This is a genomic window from Pseudomonas putida S13.1.2, assembly GCF_000498395.2.
Lineage (GTDB): Bacteria > Pseudomonadota > Gammaproteobacteria > Pseudomonadales > Pseudomonadaceae > Aquipseudomonas > Aquipseudomonas putida_Q.
Genome location: NZ_CP010979.1, coordinates 3,243,434 through 3,265,032 on the forward strand (window position 1 = coordinate 3,243,434; position 21,599 = coordinate 3,265,032).

Below are 21,599 nucleotides of genomic sequence, written 5' to 3' on the forward strand. Positions count from 1 at the left end.
ATGAGCCTGCAACTGAGCTTTGCCCAGGCCAGCGCCACCGGGCCGCGCGCGGAAAACCAGGACGCCCTGCGCCTGGTTACCCCGGCGCCAGAGCTGGCCGCCAGCAAGGGCTACCTGTTCGCCCTCGCCGACGGCGTCAGCCAATGCGCCGATGGTGGCCTGGCGGCACGGGCCAGCTTGCAGGCGCTGGCCCTGGACTACTACGCCACCCCTGCCACCTGGAGCGTGGCCCAGGCCCTCGACCGGCTGCTGCTGGCACAGAACCGCTGGCTGCGCGCTCAAGGCAGCGGCCAGCCATTGTTGACCACCCTCAGCGCACTGGTGCTGCGGGGCCGGCGCTTCACCCTGGCGCATGTCGGCGACTGCCGTGTGTACCGCTGGCACGCCGGGCACCTGCAGTGCCTGAGCGAAGACCATGTGTGGGACCAGCCTGGCATGCAGCATGTGCTGAAACGCGCGCTGGGCCTGGACCAGCACCTGCTGGTGGATTACCTGGAGGGCGAGCTGCAGGCAGGTGAGTGCTTTCTGCTACTCAGCGACGGAGTCTGGGCCAGCCTGGGCGACCAGCACATCCAGGCGGTGCTGCGTGAACAGCCCGACCTGCAATTGGCCGTCGACACGCTGGTTGCCAGCGCGCACCTCAATGGCAGCCAGGACAACGCCAGCGCCTTGCTGGTGCAGGTGGAGCAACTGGGCACGGCCAACCTCGGTGACACCCTGGCACAGCTGCAGCAATGGCCGTTACCCGGCCCACTGCGCGAAGGCCAGGTGATCGATGGCTGGCTTACCGAACAGCTGCTGTCGCACAGCCGCCAGTCGCTGCTGTACCGGATGCGCGACGGCCAAGGTCAAGCCTGGCTGCTCAAGACCCTGCCTGGCGCACGCGAGCAGGAGCCGAAGGCGGCGCAAGGGCTGTTGCTGGAAGAATGGTTCCTGCGCCGGGTCGCTGGCCGACATTTCCCCGAGCTGCATGCAGCCAGCCAGCGCCAACACCTGTACTACGTGATGCGCGAATACCCCGGCCAGACCCTTGCAACGCTGCTGGCCGAACACGGCCCGCTGCCCTTGCCACAGTGGCTGGAAATGGCCCGGCAACTGCTGCAGGCGGTCGGTGTGTTGCACCGGCGCAACCTGCTGCACCGCGATATCAAAGCGGACAACCTGCACCTGGGCAATGATGGCCAGCTGCGCCTGCTGGATTTCGGCCTGGCCTACTGCCCAGGCCTGTCCGAAGACCCGCTGCACGACGTGCCCGGCACACCCTCGTACATTGCCCCGGAAGCGTTCGATGGCCAGCCGCCCAGCCCGCGCCAAGACCTGTATGCCGTGGGCGTGACGCTGTACCACCTGCTGACCGGGCACTACCCGTATGGCGAGGTGGAAGCCTTCCAGCGCCCGCGCTTCGCCCAGCCAGTCAACGCCGCACGCTACCGCCCCGACCTGCCGGAATGGCTGCAGCACAACCTGCAGCAGGCGGTGGCCGCCGACCCGGCGCAACGCTTCGAAACGGCCGAACACTGGTTGCTGCTGCTTGAACGCGGCGACCGCCAGGAGCTGCCCAGCCGGCCACGGCCACTGCTGGAGCGCGAGCCGCTGAAGGTATGGCGCACGCTGGCCCTGCTGTCTTTGCTGTTCAACCTGATTTTGCTACTCAGCCTGCTAAAAGGCTGAGTGCACCCTGCCGATGAGGAATACCCGATGAATGCAAAAGTCTGGCTGGTGGGTGCTGGCCCTGGTGACCCTGAACTGCTCACCCTCAAGGCCGTGCGTGCCCTGCAGCAAGCCGCCGTGGTGATGATCGACGACTTGGTCAACCCGGCAGTACTGGAGCATTGCCCCCAGGCCCGGGTGATTGCCGTGGGCAAGCGCGGCGGCTGCCGCTCCACACCACAGGCGTTCATCCAGCGCCTGATGTTGCGCCATGCTCGACAAGGGCGTTGCGTGGTACGGCTCAAGGGCGGTGACCCGTGCATTTTTGGTCGCGGAGGTGAGGAGGCGCTATGGCTGCAGGGGCATGGCATCGAGGTGGAGCTGGTCAACGGCATCACGGCGGGCCTGGCAGGCGCCACGCAATGCGGCATTTCGCTGACTTCACGCGGTGTCAGCCGCGGGGTGACGCTGGTGACAGCGCACACCCAGGACGACAGCGAGCTGAACTGGACGGCTCTGGCACAGGGCGGGACGACGCTGGTGGTGTACATGGGGGTGGCGCGGCTGGAGCAGGTACGCCAGGGCTTGCTGGCGGGGGGCATGGCACCGGGCATGCCGGTGGCGATGATCGAGAATGCCTCGATGCCGCAACAGCGGGAGTGCAGGAGCGACGTATCGGGGATGGTTGAAGACGCGCAGGCGTTTGGCTTGCGTAGCCCAGCGGTGCTGGTGATCGGGGAGGTGGTTGGGCAGCAGATGGCTCAGGACCTGGTAGCAGTCGCCGGGTGATTCACTGCCTGGTACGGCCTCTTCGCGGGTGAACCCGCTCCCACAGGTACTGCAGTGCTGCTGAAGCGGGTGGAGCCCCTGTGGGAGAGGGTTTACCCGCGAAAAGGCCGGCACACGCGACACAAAAAACAGGCAAAGAAAAACCCGGCCGAGGCCGGGTTTTTCATGAAACATCAGGCCAATTACTTGGACTGAGCTTCTACCTGAGCTTCAACGCGACGGTTGACAGCACGGCCTTCTTCGGTGGCGTTGTCAGCAACCGGACGGGTTTCGCCGTAGCCTACCGAGTCAACACGGGTAGATTCTACGCCGTACTGCTGGGTCAGGACTTGCTTGACAGCGTTGGCACGACGCTCGGACAGCTTCTGGTTGTAAGCGTCTGGACCCACGGAGTCAGTGTGACCTTCAACCACGGTGGTGGTTTGTGGGTACTGCTTCATGAAGTCAGCCAGGTTCTTGATGTCGCCGTAGCTGTTTGGCTTGACGACCGACTTGTCGAAGTCGAACTTGACGTCCAGCTCAACACGAACGACTTCGGCAACAGCCGGGCAGCCGTCGGCGTCAACGGTAACGTTGGCCGGGGTGTCTGGGCACTTGTCGACGTTGTCGCAAACGCCGTCGTTGTCGGAGTCGGAGCAGACTTCAGCAACTGGAGCCGGAGCGACTTCGGCTTGCTTCGGGCTACCGCCGAAGTTCAGGCCAACACCAACGCTTGGGGCCCACTCGGTGTCGCCCTGGTCGATGTTGTACTGAGCTTCTACGCCGGCACGGGCATAGAACATGTCGGTGATGTACCACTTGGCGCCAGCGCCAACGTTGGCGAAGGTGGAGTGGTCACGACCGCCACGGCCGGTCTGGCCCAGCGACTGGTGCGAGAAACCAGCGGAAACGTACGGACGGATGGCGTCATACGGGTTGTTGAAGTGGTAAACGGCGTCCAGGGCGGTGTTCGAGCCCTTGATGTTCTTGCCGTCTTCGCCACGAGCGTTGTGAACTTCGTCGTAACCCAGGCGCAGTTCAACGTCGTCGGTCAGGAAGTAACCGATCGAGCCGCCGAACAGGTTGCCGTCGTTCTTGAAGTCACGCTGGCTGTCGAAGAACTCTTTCTTGTAGAAGCCTTCGACTTCCACAGCGCCTGTGCCTTGTGCCATAGCGCCAATCGAGGTAGCGGCTACGAGCGAACCAATGGCCAAGCCCAAGGTGTTTTTCAATTTCATCCGTTAAATCCCCATCTGGTGATAGTTAAGCAGTCCCACCACAAACAAGGGGGACAACTCGACGGCAAGTCTAGCAGAACTCGCCGGTTCGTTAGAGATATTTGCACGCCACTAAGTTTCATCAAGGCCGGCAAATTTCTCACGAAGCTTGTCTAGCGCACGTTTGTAACGCATTTTCGTCGCGCTCAAGCCCATGTGCATGATGTCTGCAATCTCCTGAAATTCCAGCTCTGCAACAAAACGCAGCACCAGAATTTCCCGGTCAATCGGGTTCACATGCACCAGCCACTTGTCCAGCCCGCCTTTTTCTTCCGGCTTCGGGGCCTTGTCTTCGGACGCCTCTTCGATAGGGTCCAGACTCAAGGCATCCATCAACCGGCGTTTACGGCGCTCCTTGCGGTACTGGGTAATGCACTCGTTGTAGGTGATGCTGTAGAGCCAGGTCTTGAACTTGGATTTACCCTCGAAGTTCTTCAGCCCGTACAGCACCTTGAGCATCACTTCCTGACAGACATCGTCCGCGTCACGGTCGTTCCCCAAATAACGCGCACAGACGTTGAACAGGGTCCGCTGGTAGCGCCGCATGAGCTCCTCATAGGCGCGGGTAACGTGGTACAGCTCCTCATGCGAACGCGCCACCAACTCTTCATCGGTGAGCTCGCGGGGGTCATAACGCATGGGCGGCGAATGAACTTTATTCAAAACGGATCTGGCCGACAGTCAGGTCAATGACGCCGCGCGACCCCGTGGGTCGAATTTCGCGGCGGCATACATTAACAGCTTTTGTGCGGTTAGCGGCTATTGACGCGCTGCTCAAGCAACTCGCGATTGGACAGCGACACCAGTTCGCCATCATCGGTCAGCAGCGTTGTCTTGACCGTGCCAATTTCCTCGATATGCCCTTCGACCTCTCCAATTCGCACCTGCTGGCCGACCTGGTAGAGCTCGCGCACGTAAATCCCGGCCAGGATCTGCCCGGCAATTTCACGGCTGCCAAGGCCCATGGCCAAGGCTACAGCCAGACCAACGGTAATCAGCCCGATGACGATCACGTGGTTCAGCAGGTCGGTTTTCACCTCCAGCTGGCTGATGGCGACCGAGATGCTGATGATGATCACCAGGCCCTGGGTGATTCGCCCAAGGCCCGCCGAATACTCCAGGCCGATGCCTTCGGCGGCGCCGCGCACCAGGCCGTTGGCCACCTGTGCCAGCAGCACGCCGACCAGCAATACCAAGGCCGCACCGAATACTTTTGGCAGGTACAGGGCGAGCATGTCGAGGGTGGCCGAAACCCGCTCCAGGCCCAGCGACTCAGCGGCCGAGACGAGGAAGATGAGCAGCACGAACCAGTAGACGATCTTGCCGATCAGGGTCGAGATCGGCACCTGGATGCCAACCCGGCCGAGCATCTTGGTAAGGCCGGTGCCCGCCATCAGGCGGTCCAGGCCAAGCTTGGCCAGCAGCTTGGACAGCAGCGTGTCGAGCAGCTTGGCCACCACGAAACCGAGCAGCACCACGACCAGCGCGCCGAACAGGTTGGGGATGAAGTTCGCTACCTTGGTCCAAAGGGCGGTCATCGCGGTGACCAGGCTCTGGGTCCAGAGATCGAGTTCCATATTCAATCGGCCTTATCTGCTTTGCTGCCGGTGGCAGCGTTGCGGGAAGAGTGTCGACGCACCGGCGCGACATGCGCCGAGCCATTATTGACGGCAATCAGCAGCGCCTGGCACCAGCGGCCAAGCAGGCTGAACAGATCACCCGCGCCAACCTGGCGGTTGGCAGTTTTCAGCACGCGCCCCAGGCAGGCGGCGTCATCCCGGTCATCCCGGTCATTGCCGGAGGGTGACGCCTTGAGCAGGTCACGCAGGGATTCTTCAAACGGATCGTGCATGGGCACCTCGCGCAGTGTCAGCAAGAGACGAGATGGCCGGGCAATGGGTCACACATCCCATTGGGACGAATGTTTCAAAATGAACACCTAGACCCATCGCAACCGCCGGAACATCCACCACTGCCCCACCGCCAGCCCCAGCACGACGATGCAGGCAAACAGGAAGCCGTAGGGGTTTTCTGCCCCCGGGATACCGCCGACATTGATGCCCAGCAGCCCGGTAACGAAACTCATGGGCAGGAAGATGCAGGTGATGATGCCAAAGCGGTACATGGTGCGGTTCATCCGCTCGCTACGCCGGCGGTCTTCGCTTTCCAGCACCAGCGCGGCACGCTCGCGGGTCAGTTCCAGCTCTTCGAGGTAGCGGATCAGGCTGTTGTTCAGCTCGTTCCAGTAATCGGCATCGGCATCGGCAAACCAGCTCCACTTGCTGCGCGACAGCTGGGCGTAGATCTCCCGCTGCGGGGCCAGGAAACGCCTCAGGCCGGCAGCACGGCGGCGGATCTGCTGCAGGCTGCCGTTCTCCGGGGTGTACCGTTCGTCGGCTTCGACCTTTTCTTCTTCCAGGTCGACCAGTTCGGACAGGTCGCTGACCAGGCCCTGGACCTTTTCGGTCAGCAGCTCGCCCATCAGCAGCAACAGTTCGGAAGCCGACTTCGGCCCCCTGCCCTGCTCCAGCAACTGAAGAATTTCGTCACTGGCGCGCAGCGGCCGCAAGCGCAGCGATATGACCCGCTGCGCCTGGGCGAAAATGCGCACCGAGACCATGTCTTCGGGCTCTGCGCCCGGGTTGAGGTTGACCCCACGCAAAAACAGCAACAGCTGTTCGTCAGCCATGGGCAGCAGGCGCGGCCGAGTGTTTTCTTCCAGCAGCAGCTCGCAGGCGAACTCGCTCAGGCCGCTGTCACGCAGCAGCCAGGTGCGGGTTTGTGGATGGCTGCGGTCCCAGTGCAGCCACAGGCTCTGCTCCGGTTGCAGCTGCAAGTCGTCCAGTTCGGTACGGGCAATCGAGCGCGCGCCGCCTTTACCATCGAGCACCAGGGCATGCACCAGCCCCCACTGCGCGTTGTCTTCCTCGAACATCAAAGCTCCATCAGCGCGTGCCGCGCATCACTCCGGCATTTTCAGCGGGCTTGGCGAGACCAGCACGCCATTGTTGTCGGCATACACATACTCGCCCGGGCGGAAGGTTACCCCGGCAAAGGTCACCACAACGTTGAGGTCGCCGATACCGCGCTTGTCGGTTTTCATCGGGTGGCTGGCCAGGGCCTGTACGCCGACGTCGGTCTGGATCAATACATCCACGTCACGCACGCAGCCGTAGATCACCAGGCCTTCCCAACCGTTTTTGGCGGCCTTTTCGGCCAGCATGTCGCCGAGCAGCGCCCGGCGCAGCGAGCCACCACCATCGACCACCAGCACCTTGCCCTTGCCGTCGAGCTCTATCTGCTCCTTGACCAGCGAGTTGTCCTCGAAGCACTTGATGGTGACGATCTGACCGCCGAACGAATCACGGCCGCCAAAATTGCTGAACATCGGTTCCAGTACCTGCACCAGGTCCGGGTAGGCGTCACACAGGTCGGGCGTTACGTAATGCTGCATGGGAGGCTCCTGTCAGTCACAACGAAAGCGGGTATCGGCCAAGGCTACACCTAGGAGGCTGTCGCAGTCACCAAGGACCAAACGGTCATCTTTAGCCTGGGCGAGCCTCTTCGCGGGTGAACCCGCTCCCACAGGGATATCACAAGACTTCAGTGCTGTGAAATCCCTGTGGGAGCGGGTTCACCCGCGAAGAGGCTCGCACAGCTAATGCAGGGTCAACTGGCTGGCAAAGGCTCTACAGCCACAGTGGACTCATGCACCGGCAACAGCGGGTTGCGCAACCAGCGCTCCACCAGCGGCCACACCTGCACCTGCGCAGCCTTGCTCACCAGCATGTCGACATGCCCGAAGGCATCGAAGCCTTCTTCACGCCCCAGCCGCAGGAACTGCTTGCGCTCACCCCCCAGTTGCTCGAACAGCTTGCGGCAGGCCCATACCGGGTCCTGGAAGTCCCCCGCGCCAGCCACCGCCAGCAGCGGCACATCCACCTCTGCCAGCCCCGCCCACCAGTCGCTCTGCTTGTCGCCAAAGCGCCCGAACAGGCCGTGCCAGCGCATGCTCTCCAGCGCCAGGCCGATCGGCTCATCCTCTGGCCCACGCTTGAAGCGCGGCCCGGATATCTGCCCCCAGCGCTTGAGCAGCAGCTTCGCGCCCCAGGCCAGCGGTGGCACTTTCAACGGCCAATAGACGCGGCTGATCTGGGTGCCGAACAGTGCCACGCTGGCCACCTGCTCGGCAGCCAGAAAACCACCGCCCAAGGCTGCCGCCAGGGTAGTGCCGCCGAGGGAGTGGCCAACCCAGTGCGGCGCATGGCCCGACTGCTCGCGCACGAACGCGGCAATCAGCGGCAGGTCATCACGGGCATAGGCGGCAACGGTGTTGTGCTGCCAGGCGCGGTTACGCGGCGACAGGCCGTGGCCGCGCATTTCCGGGATCCACACATCGAAACCGGCACGGGCCAGATAGGCGCCCAGGCCAACCCCTTTGGGCGAATACCAGAAACGCCGATTGGAAAAACTGCCGTGCAGGAGAATGACCGGCACACCCAAGGGCTGCCCCTGGTCGGCAATGCCCAGACGGGTGAGGGCAAGCTCGACGCTAGGGTCAGGGCTGTTGCCAGCCTTGATCCGGTACACGTCTTCGCTGAGGTCGCCGCGCCGCTCGGCACTGAGCAGGGCCACGGGAAATAGAGTGCTGCTGCTTTGCATAAGGTTGCTTGGTGCACAAAAAAGGGCGGGAACCATTACTGGAACACGCCCTGGAAAAAACCAGGCGGGGGTACGCCAGACGTCCCCCCGCGTTTTACTGCGTCAGGCCGCGCCCTGGCCCTCGGCCAGGAAGAACCAGGTCTCGAGCACCGAGTCCGGGTTCAGCGACACGCTTTCGATGCCCTGCTCCATCAGCCACTTGGCCAGGTCTGGGTGGTCCGATGGGCCCTGACCGCAGATACCGATGTACTTGCCTGCCTTGTTGCACGCGGCAATGGCGTTGGCCAGCAGCTTCTTCACCGCAGGGTTACGCTCGTCGAACAGGTGGGCGATGATGCCCGAGTCACGGTCCAGGCCCAGGGTCAGCTGGGTCAGGTCGTTGGAGCCGATCGAGAAGCCGTCGAAGTACTCAAGGAACTCTTCAGCCAGAATGGCGTTGGACGGCAGTTCGCACATCATGATCACGCGCAGGCCGTTGTCGCCGCGGGCCAGGCCGTTTTCGGCGAGCAGGTCGACCACCTGGCTGGCTTCGCCCAGGGTACGCACGAACGGCACCATGATCTCGACGTTGGTCAGGCCCATCTCGTTGCGCACACGCTTCAGTGCACGGCACTCGAGCTCGAAGCAGTCACGGAACGATTCGCTGATGTAACGCGAAGCACCGCGGAAGCCCAGCATCGGGTTTTCTTCTTCTGGCTCGTACAGCTTGCCGCCGATCAGGTTGGCGTACTCGTTGGACTTGAAGTCCGACAGGCGCACGATGACCTTTTTCGGGTAGAAGGCCGCAGCCAGGGTGCTGATGCCTTCGACCAGCTTCTCGACATAGAAGCCGACCGGGTCGTTGTAGCCGGCAATGCGCTTGTCGACGCTTTCCTTGAGCTCCGGCGGCAGGCCTGCGTAGTTGAGCAGCGCCTTGGGGTGCACACCGATCATGCGGTTGATGATGAATTCCAGGCGCGCCAGGCCAACACCGGCGTTGGGCAGCTGGGCAAAGTCGAAGGCACGGTCCGGGTTGCCGACGTTCATCATGATCTTGAACGGCAGCTCCGGCATGGCATCGACCGAGTTCTGCTTGATGTCGAAGCCCAGCTCGCCTTCGAAGATGAAGCCGGTGTCGCCTTCGGCGCAGGACACCGTCACACCCTGGCCATCTTTGAGCACCTGGGTGGCGTTGCCGCAACCGACCACGGCCGGAATACCCAGCTCACGGGCGATGATCGCCGCGTGGCAGGTACGGCCACCGCGGTTGGTAACGATGGCACTGGCGCGCTTCATCACCGGTTCCCAGTCCGGGTCGGTCATGTCGGAGACCAGCACGTCGCCCGGCTGGACCTTGTCCATTTCCGAAACGTCGTTGATCACGCGGACCTTGCCGGCGCCGATGCGCTGGCCGATGGCACGGCCTTCGACCAGCACGGTGCCCTTTTCTTTCAACAGGTAGCGTTCCATGACATTGGCGCTGGAGCGGCTTTTTACCGTTTCCGGGCGTGCCTGCACGATGTACAGCTTGCCGTCGTCACCGTCCTTGGCCCACTCGATGTCCATCGGGCGCTGGTAGTGCTGCTCGATGATCATGGCCTGCTTGGCCAGCTCGCTGACCTCGGCATCGGTCAGGCAGAAACGTGCGCGTTCGGCGCGGTCGACTTCGACGGTCTTGACCGAACGGCCGGCCTTGGCTTCTTCGCCATAGACCATCTTGATCGCCTTGCTGCCCAGGTTGCGGCGCAGGATGGCCGGGCGGCCGGCCTGCAGGGTGTGCTTGTGCACGTAGAATTCGTCAGGGTTGACCGCACCCTGCACCACGGTTTCGCCCAGGCCATAGGCACCCGTGATGAACACCACGTCGCGGAAGCCCGATTCGGTGTCCAGGGTGAACATGACGCCGGCGGTGCCGGTTTCGGAACGGACCATGCGCTGCACGCCGGCAGACAGGGCGACCAGCTTGTGGTCGAAGCCCTGGTGCACGCGGTAGGCGATGGCGCGGTCGTTGAACAACGAAGCAAACACTTCCTTGGCCGCGCGGATCACGTTATCGACGCCGCGGATGTTGAGGAAGGTTTCCTGCTGGCCGGCGAACGAGGCATCTGGCAGGTCTTCGGCCGTGGCCGAGGAACGCACGGCAACGGCCATGTTGTCGTTGCCGGCAGCCATTTCGGCGAAGGCGGTTCGGATTTCCGAATCCAGACGTGCCGGGAATTCGGCTTCCATGACCCACTGGCGAATCTGCGCGCCGGTCTTGGTCAGGGCGTTGATGTCATCCACGTCGAGCGCGTCGAGCGCGGCGTGAATCTTGTCGTTCAGGCCACTCTGTTCGAGAAAATCGCGGTACGCCTGCGCCGTAGTGGCAAAGCCGCCCGGCACCGATACACCAGCACCGGCAAGGTTGCTGATCATCTCGCCCAGGGATGCGTTCTTGCCCCCCACATGCTCTACATCATGGACGCCGAGCTTATCGAGGGAAACTACGTACTCTACCAAGGTGATCTCTCCACTAACTGTGTTGGAAAAGCTCAAAAAGGCGCCCGCCTGTCTTCGGTGACTTGGCCGGGCGTTTGTGGCCTGTACCTGGAAAATAAGTGAGAATGCCGACAGCCGCATTCGGCAAACCGAACTTATCATATCCAAGAAACGTCATCAGCTTAAGGCCTAGATCGCAAATGAAACGAACCGCGTTCTTCATCTCCGACGGCACCGGTATCACTGCCGAAACCCTGGGCCAGAGTTTGCTCGCGCAATTCGAGAGCATTCCGTTCAACAAATTCACCCGTCCGTACATCGATTCGCCAGACAAAGCGCGGACCATGGTCCAGCAAATCAACGCCGCCGCCGAGCGTGACGGTGTACGCCCGATCATCTTCGACACGATCGTCAACCAGGACATCCGGGAGATCCTGGCGACCTCGAACGGCTTCATGATCGACATCTTTTCTTCGTTTTTATCCCCGCTTGAACAGGAATTGACCGCCCATTCGTCGTATTCCGTAGGCAAATCGCACTCCATTGGTGGCAACTCCAACTACATGGAACGCATCGAGGCGGTGAATTTTGCCCTGGATAACGACGACGGCGCGCGCACCCACTACTACGACAAGGCCGACCTGATTCTGGTGGGTGTGTCCCGCTGCGGCAAAACCCCCACCTGCCTGTACATGGCCATGCAGTTCGGCATCCGCGCCGCCAACTACCCGCTGACCGAAGACGACATGGAGCGCCTGCAGCTGCCGGCGGTGTTGAAAAAGCACCACAACAAGCTGTTCGGCCTGACCATCGACCCCGACCGCCTCACCGCCATCCGCCACGAACGCAAGCCCAACAGCCGCTATTCCAGCTTTGCCCAGTGCGAGTTCGAAGTGCGTGAGGTAGAGAGCCTGTTCCGCCGGGAAAACATACCCAACATCAATTCCACGCATTTTTCGGTGGAAGAGATTTCGGCCAAGATCCTGGTTGAGAAAGGCGTAGAGCGGCGGTTCAAGTAAGCCTGTACCGGCCTCTTCGCGGGTAAACCCGCTCCCACAGGGACCTCAGTGCACTCAAGCCTTGTGATACCCCTGTGGGAGCGGGTTTACCCGCGAAAGGGCCAGCCCAGGGATACAAAAAAGCCCCGGCATTGCTGCCGGGGCTTTGTTTTACCTCACCATAAGGATCAGGACGGCACCACCGCCGCCTGCCCGCTCATGGCCAGGTCGACCAGCTCGCGGTTGGCCACCGCGTACATCGCATAGTCGGTACCCGTAGCATTGCGCAAGTCGTCCAGCATGGCCCGCCAGCGCTCGACCATTACCCGGTGCTGCTCGGCCCACAGCGCCACACGGGCGTCCATGTCATCCGGCGCATCGGCCATCTGCAGGACCGAGATGGTGATCGCCCGCTGCTGCAGGTCGATGTCGTCGCGGAAGGCTTCACGGGCCAGCGCCTGCCAGTTGTTCTCCACCGGCAAGTTGCTGATTTCCTGCAGGTACCAGGTCAGGTCCAGCGCGCTGCCCACGGCGAAGAACGCCTTGGCCACCTGGGCTGGGTCGTGGCCGGTGACGTCGGCTGCTTCGATGATCGGCAGCAGGGTGTACAGGTGGCTGGTACCCGCCACCATGCGCGCCAGCAGCTCTGGCACACCGGCGTCGACAAAGCCCTGGTAGCGAACCATCCAGCGTTCGCGGGTGGGGCCTTCGAGCAGCTCATCAAGCTTGAGCCCAAGTTGCGCGATCTTCGGCCCGAAATGTGCGGCATCACGCCCAGCGTCCTGCTCGTTGCGGCGGCTGCGCAGGAACCAGCGCGTGGCACGGCGGCCCAGGCGCATCAGTTCGTCCATCAGGGTGAGCTGGACTTCTGCCGGCACCTGGTAGTCCAGTGCCTCGATCTGGCGGAACCAGTGCGGCAGGTGGAAGATGTCACGCACGATCACATAGGCCCCGGCCACGTTGGCCGGGCTCATGCCAGTCGACTCCTTAAGGCGCTGGACGAAGGTGATACCCATGTTGTTGACCAGGTCGTTGGCGATCTGGGTGCTGACAATTTCACGCTTCAGGCGGTGGCGGCGCATGGAGTCGGCAAATTTGCTGACCAGCGACGGCGGGAACGCGGTTTCCATGTCGCGGGTCAGGTAGTCGTCGTCCGGCACCAGCGACTTCAGCAGCTGCTCCTTGAGGTCGATCTTGCTGTACGAGATCAGCACCGACAGCTCGGCACGGGTCAGGCCCTGGCCGGCGGCCAGGCGTTCGGCCAGTTGCTCTTCGGACGGCAGGAACTCGATGGCACGGTCCAGCTTGCCACGGGCTTCCAGGTCGGCCATCAGGCGCTTGTACTCGGCGATCCGCTCGCGGGCACGGCGGGCCGCCAGCGACAGCGCCTGGGTCTGCTTGTAGTTGTTGCCCAGGACCAGGGCGCCCACTTCGTCGGTCATGCTACCGAGCAGCTGGTTGCGCTGCTTCTCGGTCATGTCGCCACCCTGCACCACTTCGTTGAGCAGGATCTTGATGTTGACCTCGTGGTCGGAGCAGTCCACGCCGCCGGCGTTGTCGATGAAGTCGGTGTTGGTGGCGCCGCCGTTCAGGCCGAACTCGACCCGGCCGAGCTGGGTCATGCCCAGGTTGCCGCCCTCACCCACCACCTTGCAGCGCAGTTCGTTGCCGTTGACCCGCAGCGCGTCGTTGGCCTTGTCGCCGACATCGGCGTGGCTTTCAGTGCTGGCCTTCACGTAGGTACCAATGCCGCCGTTCCACAGCAGGTCGACCGGCGCCTTGAGCAGCGCGTTGAGCAGCTCGGTCGGGGTCAAGCGGTCGGCTTCAATCGCAAAGCGCTCTTTCATCTGCGGGCTGATGGCGATGCTCTTGGCACTGCGCGGGAAAATCCCGCCGCCTTCGGACATGATGCTGGTGTCGTAATCGCTCCAGGCAGAACGCGGCAGGTCGAACAGGCGCTTGCGCTCGGCAAAGCTGGACGCAGGCTCCGGGTTCGGGTCGATGAAGATGTGCAGGTGGTTGAAGGCCGCCACCAGTTGCAGCTTGTCGGACATCAGCAGGCCGTTGCCGAACACGTCGCCGGCCATGTCGCCCACGCCGATCACGGTGATCGGGTCTTCCTGCACGTTGATGCCGCGCTCGCGGAAGTGGCGCTGCACGCCGACCCAGGCACCGCGGGCGGTAATGCCCATCTTTTTGTGGTCGTAACCGGCCGAACCGCCCGAGGCAAAGGCATCGCCCAGCCAGAAGCCATAGTCGATGGCGATGCCGTTGGCGATGTCGGAGAAGGTCGCAGTGCCTTTGTCCGCCGCCACCACCAGGTACGGGTCGTCATCGTCATGGCGCACCACGTTGGCCGGTGGCACCACGCCGCCGTCCTTGAGGTTGTCGGTGATGTCGAGCAGGCCGGAAATGAAGATGCGATAGCACGCCACGCCTTCTGCGGCGATCTCGTCACGGCTGCCACCCAGCGGCAGCCGGCGCGGCAGGAAGCCACCCTTGGCGCCGACCGGCACGATGACCGAGTTTTTCACCTGCTGGGCTTTTACCAGGCCCAGTACTTCGGTACGGAAGTCCTCTTCGCGGTCGGACCAGCGCAGGCCGCCACGGGCGACGTTGCCAAAGCGCAAGTGCACACCCTCGACGCGCGGTGAATAGACGAAGATTTCGAACTTGGGCACCGGCTTGGGCAGTTCGGGGATCAGCTTGGGGTTGAACTTGAAGCTGAAGTACGACTTGTTCTGGCCGTTGGCATCCGGTTGGTAGAAGTTGGTGCGCAGGGTAGCCTTGATCAGGTCCAGGTAGCGGCGCAGGATGCGGTCTTCGTTGAGGACCTGCACGTCATCCAGGGCGGTCAAAATCGCTTGTTCCAGGCGCTGCTGCTTGTCGTCCAGGTCGTCCTGGGTAAGCTTGCGTGCCAGGTAGAAGCGGGTCTTGAACAACCGGGTCAGCTCGCGGGCGATGTCGGTGTGGTTGTTCAGGGTGCTGGCAATGTAGCCCAGGTCAAAGCCCAGACGGATCTGCTTCAGGTAACGGGCGTAGGCGCGCAGCAGCGCCACGTCACGCCATGGCAGGCCGGCGGTGAGCACCAGGCGGTTGAAGGCGTCGTTCTCGGCATCGCCGCCCACGATGTGGATGAAGGCGTCCTGCAGGGTGTCGTTGAGCTGCTGGATATCCAGGCTCAAGCCTTCGCTGTAGGTGAAGGCGAAGTCGTGGATCCAGTACTCGCGGCCATTGGCATGGCGCAGGCGGTACGGGAACTCGCCGAGCACGCGCAGGCCGAGGTTTTCCAGGATCGGCAGCACATCAGACAACGCCAGTGGCGTATCGGCGTGGTACAGCTTGCAGTGCAGGATGCGCTCGCCAACCTGGGTCAGCGGCTGGTAGAAGCTCATTGCCAGCGGCTTGCTTTCCGACAGGTTCAGCACGTGCTGCAGGTCGACCACTGCCGAGTGCGCGGCGAAGCGCTCACGGTAGCCGGCCGGGAAGCCCTTGGGGAAATCGGCCAGGATGTTGGTGCCCTGGGCTTCACCGAAGTTCTCGACCACCAGCGTCGAATAGTCGTCATGCCACGAGCGGCAGGCCTGGATCACTTCGCGTTCCAGCTGCTGCGGGTCGATGTCGATGCGGTTTTTCGGGTCTACCCGCAAAATCAGCTGCACGCGTGCCAGCACCGATTCGGAGAAGAAGGTCCAGAACTCGCAGTCGCTGGCCTTCAGGCGCTCCATCAGCACCTGCTGGATTTTCTGCCGCACTTCGGTGGAGTAGATTTCCCGCGGCACATAGGCCAGGCAGTAGCAGAAGCGACCGTACGGGTCTTTGCGCAGGAACACGCGGATCTTGTTGCGCTCCTGGATCTGCACGATCGCCATGACGGTGGTGAACAGCTCGTCGATTGGCGTCTGGAACAGGTCGTCGCGCGGCAGCACTTCCAGCACCTGGGCCAGTTCCTTGCCCAGGTGGGCCTTGGCGTCGAAGCCCGAGCGGCGCTCGACTTCGGCCACCTTCACGCGGATATACGGAATGGCATGCACGCTTTCGCCATACACCGACGAGGTGTACAGGCCCATGAAGCGGTGTTCCTTGATGACTTTGCCGTCGGCGTCCAGCTGGCGGATCGACACGTAGTCCGGGTAGGCCGGGCGGTGCACGCGGCTGGGCAGCGCGGCCTTGGCAAACGACAGCAGCAGCGGTTCGTTGAGGTAGGCCACTGCGTAGTCTTCGATGCGCAGCTCTTCGGCCGTCAGGCCCACGCGCAAGCGGCGCGGCAGGCCGAGGAACGACTGCTCGTCGTAGACCATCTGGCCGCCGTCGGCGTCGCGCTTGACGGTGAATTCTTCATAGCCCAGGAAGGTGAAATGGTTGTCCAGCAGCCACTCCAGGAACGCTTTGACCTCGCCCTTCTCGTTCTGGGCTGGGCCAAAGGCGGTCTGTTCAACCTGCGCCACCACTTCACGCAGCTTGGCCTTCATCGGCTCGAAGTCGGCCACAGCCACCCGCACCTCGGCCAGCACCTGCTCGATCTCGCGGGTCAGCACGGTCAGCTCGGCAGCATTGGCGCAGCGGTCGATCTCCAGGTACATCAGCGACTCATGGCGCACGCCCTCGCCCTGGGTGCCCTTGGGCAGCAGTTCCAGCAGCTCGCCCTTGGCGCCACGGCGCACGCTGAGCACGGTGGTCTGCAGGGTGTGAATGCTGTAGCCGCGGCGGTTGAGCTCGGTACGCACCGAGTCGACCAAAAACGGCAGGTCGTGGTGCAGCACTTCGACCACGGTGTGGGTCGACTGCCAGCCATTGCGTTCGTAATCGGGGTTGTATACGCGCACTTGCGGGTATTCGGGGTCGAAACGCTCGATGATGCGCCAGGCTGACAGGGTGCAGCCGGCCAGGTCGGAAAGCCTGCGCTGGGTGAGTTCGTCCAGAGAGATGATGCCGAAGAACTGCTCGGCGAACAGCGCCACTTGTGGCAGGGACTGTTCGCTGATGTGCTGCGCCAGGGCCGCTTGCAGTTGATGCTGGAAGTCGGCTTTGCTGGCTGCGGTGAAGAACGCCATCTGTGGTACTCCGCTTGGGCTTTGTAATAGTTGAAGCGTCGCTGCGTGCGCCGTGTACGGATCAACGATAGCCAACCCGTGGCATGGCGGACGGTAAAACCAGGCGTTGAACGTGCGCGGGCACGCCCAGGGCTCGCCGAAGCTTAACGACTGATCGGTCATCAACGCTTGCAGCGCTGCGACAATTTCGGTCAAGGGGCGGTAACTTTACGTTTATGCCTGTACGCAAGACTGTCAGAATTCCCTTCCGTTTCCTTTGATCCGAGCCTGCTCATGCAAATCAACACCGCCTTGCTGTTCGCCACCCCTTGCGATGATGAGGAAGACAACATGGCGACCCTGTGCTGCCACAGCGACAAGGGACAGATGTTCCTGCTTACCCGCTACCCGGACGAAGACACCGTCGACCTGACCCTGGATGACGAGCCGTCGACGCTGGATGGGCTGAAGGTGACGCTGAGTGCCAAGCGCCTGCTGATCGAAGTGGCGGCCGGCGACCAGGATGCGCTGAAGGGGGACGAGGTGCTGGAGATCAACCTCACCAGCGACCTGAGTGACATGGACGAAGTGAAGCAAACCCTGGAAAACATCCTGACCGGGACCGGGACCTTCGTCTGCGAACTTTAACCAAGCTGAAAGGTTGCACGATCTCTGTGGGAGCAACTGCCTTGCTCAACTTCCAAAAGCTCGCGCGATCCCTGTGGGAGCGGGCTCGCCCGCGAACACGGGCGAAGCCCGTGCCATCCACGGCGGTGGCTTCTTCGCGGGTAAACCCGCTCCCACAATGATCATGCCAGCGCTTGTTGCATTGCTTTAGCCTGCACCCGCAGCGCCTCGCAAAACGGCTCTACCGCTGCCGATGCCGGCCGGTGGTCGGGGCGTATCAGCATGACCTGATAGGGCACCGACACCCGCAACCTGCGGATCGGCAAGCCGCCCTGGGCCGCCTCCAGGCCGCTTAGCGGGTTGATGATCGCCACCCCAAGGCCTTGCCTGACCATGGCGCACACCGAGGCGGCACTGGTGGTCTCGATCACCGTGCGGCGGTTCACCCCCGCCGCGCGAAAGTGCTGGTCCAGGCGCTGGCGGTAGGTGTCCAGGCTGGCCAGGTTGATGAAATCGACCTCGTGAAAATCGCTCAGCTCCAGCTCGGCCTTGGACTGCAACGGGTGATGCTCGGGCAACACGCACACCATGTTGGCGCTGAACAGCAGTTCGCCATAAGCGCCGCGCGGTATCTGTTCGACCTCGGTCAGGCCAAGGTCATGCTGCTGGGCAACCAGTGACTCCTCCAGCAACGGTGATTCCTGCGCCACGATGCTCACGCTCACACCGCGGTGCTGCTGATGGAAGCGCTGGCAGGCCTTGGGCAGCAAGGTCTGGGAGAACAGCGGCAGGCAGGTGATGGCCAGCCGCCCCTGCTCGAAATTGCGGATGGCCTGGGCAAAGCGATCAATGCGCTCCAGCCCGACGTAGGCACGCTCGACCTCTTCGATCAACAGCAGCGCCTGGGCCGTCGCCACCAGGCGCCCACCCTCGCGCTCGAACAGGTTCAGGCCAGTCACCTGCTCCAGGCGTGCCAATTCGCGGCTGACAGTGGGCTGCGAGGTGAACAGCAGGCGCGCCGCCCCGGTGACACTGCCAGCGGCCATGATGGCGCGGAACACTTCGATGTGGCGGACGGACAGTTTCACGGCAGCACCCGGTGAGTTGACAATGGGTATATCAGATATGAATGATTGGCAGAAAAATAGCTATTTTTCTGAATTCCTGCTTTGGCTCATTCTCGTGGCCTTCCTTATATGAGTAGCGCCACCATGACCGCACCCTTCGCTCTTCTGGCAGAGGCTGTTCGCCAGCACGGCTCGCCGCTGTGGGCGTACGACGCCAGCACCATCGCCGAGCGTGTCGAACAGCTGAACGTATTCGACACGGTGCGCTTCGCCCAGAAAGCCAACCCCAACCTGCATGTGCTGCGCCTGATGCGCGCCCATGGCCTGGTGCTGGACGCCGTGTCGCTGGGCGAGATGGAGCGGGCCTTCGCCGCGGGTGCGAGCGTGGACGGTGACCCTGCCGGCGTGGTGCTGACCTGCGACGCGCTGGACCGGCCAACCCTGGAGCGGGTGGTGGCAGAAAAGATCGAAGTCAACGCCGGCTCCATCGACATGCTGCGCCAACTGGGTGAGCGCTCGCCCGGCCACCGCGTGTGGGTCCGCATCAACCCGGGCTTCGGCCATGGCCACAGCCGCAAGACCAACACCGGCGGCGAAAACAGCAAGCACGGCATCTGGCACGAAGAGCTGGACGAGGCGCTGGCGTGCATCAAGGCCCATGGCCTGCACTTGGTAGGCGTGCACATGCACATTGGTTCCGGGGTGGACTACCAGCACCTGGAACAGGTGGCTCGCTCGATGATCGAGCTGATCGGCCGCCTGGGCGTGGACATCGAGGCGTTCTCCATCGGCGGCGGGCTGTCAACCCCTTACCGCAGCACCGACAAGCCGGTCGACCTGCACCGCTACGCCCAGACTTGGGCGGTGGCGCGCAAGGAAATCGAAGCGATGCTGGGCCACCCCGTGCGCATGGAAATCGAACCAGGGCGCTTCCTGGTGGCCGAGTCGGGCTACCTGGTAGCCGAAGTGCGCGCCGTCAAGCAAGTGGGCCGCAATACCTTCGTCATGATCGACGCCGGCTTCAACGACCTGATGCGGCCGGCGATGTACGGCGCTTACCACGGCATGACCCTGCTCGACGCCAACGGCCAACCAGTGGACCGCCCACGGCAGCCGACCGTGGTGGCCGGGCCATTGTGCGAATCGGGTGATGTGTTCACCCAGGACGACCAGGAACTAACCCCACAGGACCTGCCCCAGGCACAGGTGGGCGACCTGCTGGTGATCCATGACGCCGGCGCCTACGGTGCATCGATGTCGTCGAACTACAACAGCCGGCCGTTGCTGCCGGAGTTCCTGATCGAAGACGGGACGCTGCGAATGATTCGCCGGCGGCAGACGGTGCAGGACCTGCTAGAGCTGGAAGCGGGTTTCTAGCCATCGCATTAATGAGGGCTGCCTTGCAGCCCATCGCCGGCAAGCCAGCTCCCACAGGTATATCGCAAACCTCAAGCGTTGCGCGCCCCTGTGGGAGCTGGCTTGCCGGCGATGGGCCGCAAGGCGGCCCCAATGTCACAAACCCTGCTTGCAATCAACCTGCCCTACTACGACAATGCGATCAATTCCCATTAATATTGCGGTCTTGACGCCATGTCGACGCTCGATCCCCAGGCCCTGCACCAGCTGTACAGCGAAAACAACAGCTGGCTGAAGGGCTGGCTGCGCGCCCGCCTGGGCAACGCGGCCGATGCTTCCGACCTGGCCCACGACACGTTCTTGCGGGTCATGACCGCACGTAATCCGTTGCCGATCCGCGAGCCGCGCAGCTACCTCAGCGCTATCGCCCGCGCGCTGCTGATCGACAAAGCCCGCCGCCGCACCATCGAAAAAGCCTACCTGCAAGCCCTGGCCCTGCGCCCGGAGCCGGTAGAGGTATCGCCGGAGGTGCGCTTGTCGATCATCGAAATGCTGGTGGCGGTGGACACCCTGCTTGATGAACTCGGCGCCAAGACCCGCGCCATCTTCCTTGCCGTTCAACTCGAAGGCCTGACCTACGGTGCTGCGGCCGAGCGCTTCGGCGTGTCGGTGACCACCGTGAAGAACCACCTGATCAAGGCGATGACCCGCTGTCTGCTGGCAGTCGAAGGCTGAGGGCGATGGATCTCAAGACACTCGAAGCCGCTGCCACCTGGTATGTGCAGCTCAACGATGGCGCCAGCGACGAGGCCCGCACCTACGCCTGGCGGCAGTGGCTGCAGGCCAGCCCGCAACATGCTGCCGCCTGGGCGCGGGTAGAAAAACTGCAGCAGCAATGGGCCATGGTGCCGCCACAGGCAGCGCTGTCCAGCCTGGGCGCGGCACAAGCACAGCGGCGCGATGTACTGAAGGTGCTGAGCCTGTTGCTGGCCATGGGCGGCGGTGGCTGGCTGGCAGCCGAGCAGGTGCCCTATCGCGCCTTGCTGGCCCAGCAACGCACCCGTGGCGGCGAACGGCGCGCCATGCAGCTGGAGGATGGCTCACAGCTTGAGCTGAACGTGAATACCGCGCTGGATGTGCGCTACGACGCCAAAGTACGGGCGATCCAGCTGTACCAAGGGGAAATCCTGGTGCGCCCGATCAGTAGCCTTGAACAGCGCCCGTTCATCGTGCACACCGAAGACGGCAGCGTGCTCACCCGTATTACCGAGTTCAGCATCCGCAAACTTGCCCGGCAGACGCGCGTGGGCGTGCTGCAGGGCTCTGTCGAAGTACGCCCGCAGCACCACCCTGATCGGGTGCTGCAACTGCAGGCCAGCCAGCAAGTAAATTTTGACCGCGACGACTTCGCCAGCGCACATGCCCTGCCCGTCGACTCGACAGCCTGGCTGCAGGGCATGCTGAGTGTGAACGACTGGCAGCTGGGCGACTTTGTCGAAGAACTGGGGCGTTACCGGCAAGGGGTGCTGCGCTGCGCCTCCTCGATCCGGTCCATGAGCATTTCCGGTGCATTCCGCATCGACGATACCGATATCGCACTGGCCAACCTGCCCAAAACCCTGCCCGTGAAGGTGCGCTATATCAGCCGTTACTGGGTGAGCGTGGAACCCGCCTGAATAACGGCCCCAAAAATAATTTCACCCA

General features: G+C 62.8%; 17 protein-coding genes. 7 read left to right on the forward strand and 10 right to left on the reverse strand.

Annotation, left to right across the window (positions count from 1 at the left end; translation table 11 throughout):
- Both N805_RS14325 and cobA read left to right on the forward strand, forming a co-directional pair.
- Positions 1–1,671, forward strand: a complete 1,671-nt coding sequence (locus N805_RS14325) for a bifunctional protein-serine/threonine kinase/phosphatase (protein ID WP_019472920.1) — start codon at positions 1–3, stop codon at positions 1,669–1,671.
- Positions 1,672–1,698: 27 nt separating this feature from the next.
- Positions 1,699–2,439: a uroporphyrinogen-III C-methyltransferase gene (cobA, locus tag N805_RS14330; RefSeq protein ID WP_019472921.1), complete on the forward strand. Its 741-nt coding sequence runs from the start codon at positions 1,699–1,701 to the stop codon at positions 2,437–2,439.
- 182 nt (positions 2,440–2,621) lie between these two features.
- On the opposite strand, the gene N805_RS14335 is transcribed toward cobA, so the two are convergent.
- From N805_RS14335 to ppsA, 8 genes are all read right to left on the reverse strand, one after another.
- Positions 2,622–3,656 carry an OmpA family protein gene (locus N805_RS14335; protein WP_019472922.1) on the reverse strand — a complete coding sequence of 345 codons (1,035 nt, stop codon included), beginning with the start codon at positions 3,654–3,656 and terminating at the stop codon, positions 2,622–2,624.
- A gap of 111 nt (positions 3,657–3,767) precedes the next feature.
- A complete protein-coding gene (gene sigX, locus N805_RS14340) occupies positions 3,768–4,334 on the reverse strand; it encodes an RNA polymerase sigma factor SigX (RefSeq protein WP_016500791.1) in 567 nt (188 codons plus the stop codon).
- A gap of 113 nt (positions 4,335–4,447) precedes the next feature.
- Positions 4,448–5,272 carry a mechanosensitive ion channel family protein gene (locus N805_RS14345; RefSeq protein ID WP_016485593.1) on the reverse strand — a complete coding sequence of 275 codons (825 nt, stop codon included), beginning with the start codon at positions 5,270–5,272 and terminating at the stop codon, positions 4,448–4,450.
- Between the two features lie 2 nt (positions 5,273–5,274).
- Positions 5,275–5,547 carry a hypothetical protein gene (locus tag N805_RS14350; protein ID WP_012271268.1) on the reverse strand — a complete coding sequence of 91 codons (273 nt, stop codon included), beginning with the start codon at positions 5,545–5,547 and terminating at the stop codon, positions 5,275–5,277.
- A gap of 87 nt (positions 5,548–5,634) precedes the next feature.
- Positions 5,635–6,630 carry a zinc transporter ZntB gene (locus tag N805_RS14355; protein ID WP_019472923.1) on the reverse strand — a complete coding sequence of 332 codons (996 nt, stop codon included), beginning with the start codon at positions 6,628–6,630 and terminating at the stop codon, positions 5,635–5,637.
- 27 nt (positions 6,631–6,657) lie between these two features.
- The gene (gene rraA / locus N805_RS14360) at positions 6,658–7,149 is read right to left on the reverse strand and encodes a ribonuclease E activity regulator RraA (RefSeq protein ID WP_019472924.1); all 492 of its coding nucleotides are present in this window, start codon (positions 7,147–7,149) and stop codon (positions 6,658–6,660) included.
- Between the two features lie 215 nt (positions 7,150–7,364).
- On the reverse strand, positions 7,365–8,357 hold the full coding sequence (locus tag N805_RS14365) for an alpha/beta fold hydrolase (protein WP_026034617.1): 993 nt from the start codon (positions 8,355–8,357) through the stop codon (positions 7,365–7,367).
- A 102-nt stretch (positions 8,358–8,459) separates the two neighbouring features.
- Positions 8,460–10,835 carry a phosphoenolpyruvate synthase gene (ppsA, locus tag N805_RS14370; RefSeq protein ID WP_019472864.1) on the reverse strand — a complete coding sequence of 792 codons (2,376 nt, stop codon included), beginning with the start codon at positions 10,833–10,835 and terminating at the stop codon, positions 8,460–8,462.
- Between the two features lie 179 nt (positions 10,836–11,014).
- Here ppsA and N805_RS14375 point away from each other — a divergent pair, with 179 nt between their 5' ends.
- A complete protein-coding gene (locus N805_RS14375) occupies positions 11,015–11,833 on the forward strand; it encodes a pyruvate, water dikinase regulatory protein (RefSeq protein WP_012271263.1) in 819 nt (272 codons plus the stop codon).
- Positions 11,834–12,000: 167 nt separating this feature from the next.
- Here N805_RS14375 and N805_RS14380 read toward each other — a convergent pair whose 3' ends face one another.
- Positions 12,001–16,866 (reverse strand): NAD-glutamate dehydrogenase, encoded by a 4,866-nt coding sequence (locus N805_RS14380; protein ID WP_019472865.1) that lies wholly within the window; start codon positions 16,864–16,866, stop codon positions 12,001–12,003.
- A 273-nt stretch (positions 16,867–17,139) separates the two neighbouring features.
- Between N805_RS14380 and N805_RS14385 the strand changes: the two genes are divergently transcribed.
- Entirely contained in the window at positions 17,140–17,493 is a 354-nt protein-coding gene (locus N805_RS14385) for a hypothetical protein (protein ID WP_019472866.1), read from the forward strand.
- Between the two features lie 161 nt (positions 17,494–17,654).
- Here the strand turns inward: N805_RS14385 and N805_RS14390 are convergent, their stop codons facing one another.
- Complete coding sequence (locus tag N805_RS14390; protein WP_019472867.1) at positions 17,655–18,560, reverse strand: LysR family transcriptional regulator; 906 nt, start codon at positions 18,558–18,560, stop codon at positions 17,655–17,657.
- 123 nt (positions 18,561–18,683) lie between these two features.
- Here N805_RS14390 and lysA point away from each other — a divergent pair, with 123 nt between their 5' ends.
- The 3 genes from lysA to N805_RS14405 all read left to right on the forward strand — a co-directional run bounded on the left by lysA (position 18,684) and on the right by N805_RS14405 (position 21,571).
- Positions 18,684–19,916: a diaminopimelate decarboxylase gene (gene lysA, locus N805_RS14395; RefSeq protein WP_019472868.1), complete on the forward strand. Its 1,233-nt coding sequence runs from the start codon at positions 18,684–18,686 to the stop codon at positions 19,914–19,916.
- Between the two features lie 213 nt (positions 19,917–20,129).
- Positions 20,130–20,630 (forward strand): sigma-70 family RNA polymerase sigma factor, encoded by a 501-nt coding sequence (locus N805_RS14400; RefSeq protein WP_019472869.1) that lies wholly within the window; start codon positions 20,130–20,132, stop codon positions 20,628–20,630.
- A 5-nt stretch (positions 20,631–20,635) separates the two neighbouring features.
- Entirely contained in the window at positions 20,636–21,571 is a 936-nt protein-coding gene (locus tag N805_RS14405) for a FecR domain-containing protein (RefSeq protein WP_019472870.1), read from the forward strand.
- Positions 21,572–21,599: the final 28 nt, after the last annotated feature.

Bases quoted from the DNA above. Each gene is read 5' to 3' on its own strand.
- N805_RS14325 (WP_019472920.1), top strand. From the start codon at position 1: ATGAGCCTGCAACTGAGCTTTGCCCAGGCCAGCGCCACCGGGCCGCGC.
- cobA (WP_019472921.1), top strand. From the start codon at position 1,699: ATGAATGCAAAAGTCTGGCTGGTGGGTGCTGGCCCTGGTGACCCTGAA.
- N805_RS14335 (WP_019472922.1), bottom strand. From the start codon at position 3,656: ATGAAATTGAAAAACACCTTGGGCTTGGCCATTGGTTCGCTCGTAGCC.
- sigX (WP_016500791.1), bottom strand. From the start codon at position 4,334: ATGCGTTATGACCCCCGCGAGCTCACCGATGAAGAGTTGGTGGCGCGT.
- N805_RS14345 (WP_016485593.1), bottom strand. From the start codon at position 5,272: ATGGAACTCGATCTCTGGACCCAGAGCCTGGTCACCGCGATGACCGCC.
- N805_RS14350 (WP_012271268.1), bottom strand. From the start codon at position 5,547: ATGCACGATCCGTTTGAAGAATCCCTGCGTGACCTGCTCAAGGCGTCA.
- N805_RS14355 (WP_019472923.1), bottom strand. From the start codon at position 6,630: ATGTTCGAGGAAGACAACGCGCAGTGGGGGCTGGTGCATGCCCTGGTG.
- rraA (WP_019472924.1), bottom strand. From the start codon at position 7,149: ATGCAGCATTACGTAACGCCCGACCTGTGTGACGCCTACCCGGACCTG.
- N805_RS14365 (WP_026034617.1), bottom strand. From the start codon at position 8,357: ATGCAAAGCAGCAGCACTCTATTTCCCGTGGCCCTGCTCAGTGCCGAG.
- N805_RS14375 (WP_012271263.1), top strand. From the start codon at position 11,015: ATGAAACGAACCGCGTTCTTCATCTCCGACGGCACCGGTATCACTGCC.
- N805_RS14380 (WP_019472865.1), bottom strand. From the start codon at position 16,866: ATGGCGTTCTTCACCGCAGCCAGCAAAGCCGACTTCCAGCATCAACTG.
- N805_RS14385 (WP_019472866.1), top strand. From the start codon at position 17,140: ATGCAAATCAACACCGCCTTGCTGTTCGCCACCCCTTGCGATGATGAG.
- lysA (WP_019472868.1), top strand. From the start codon at position 18,684: ATGACCGCACCCTTCGCTCTTCTGGCAGAGGCTGTTCGCCAGCACGGC.
- N805_RS14400 (WP_019472869.1), top strand. From the start codon at position 20,130: ATGTCGACGCTCGATCCCCAGGCCCTGCACCAGCTGTACAGCGAAAAC.
- N805_RS14405 (WP_019472870.1), top strand. From the start codon at position 20,636: ATGGATCTCAAGACACTCGAAGCCGCTGCCACCTGGTATGTGCAGCTC.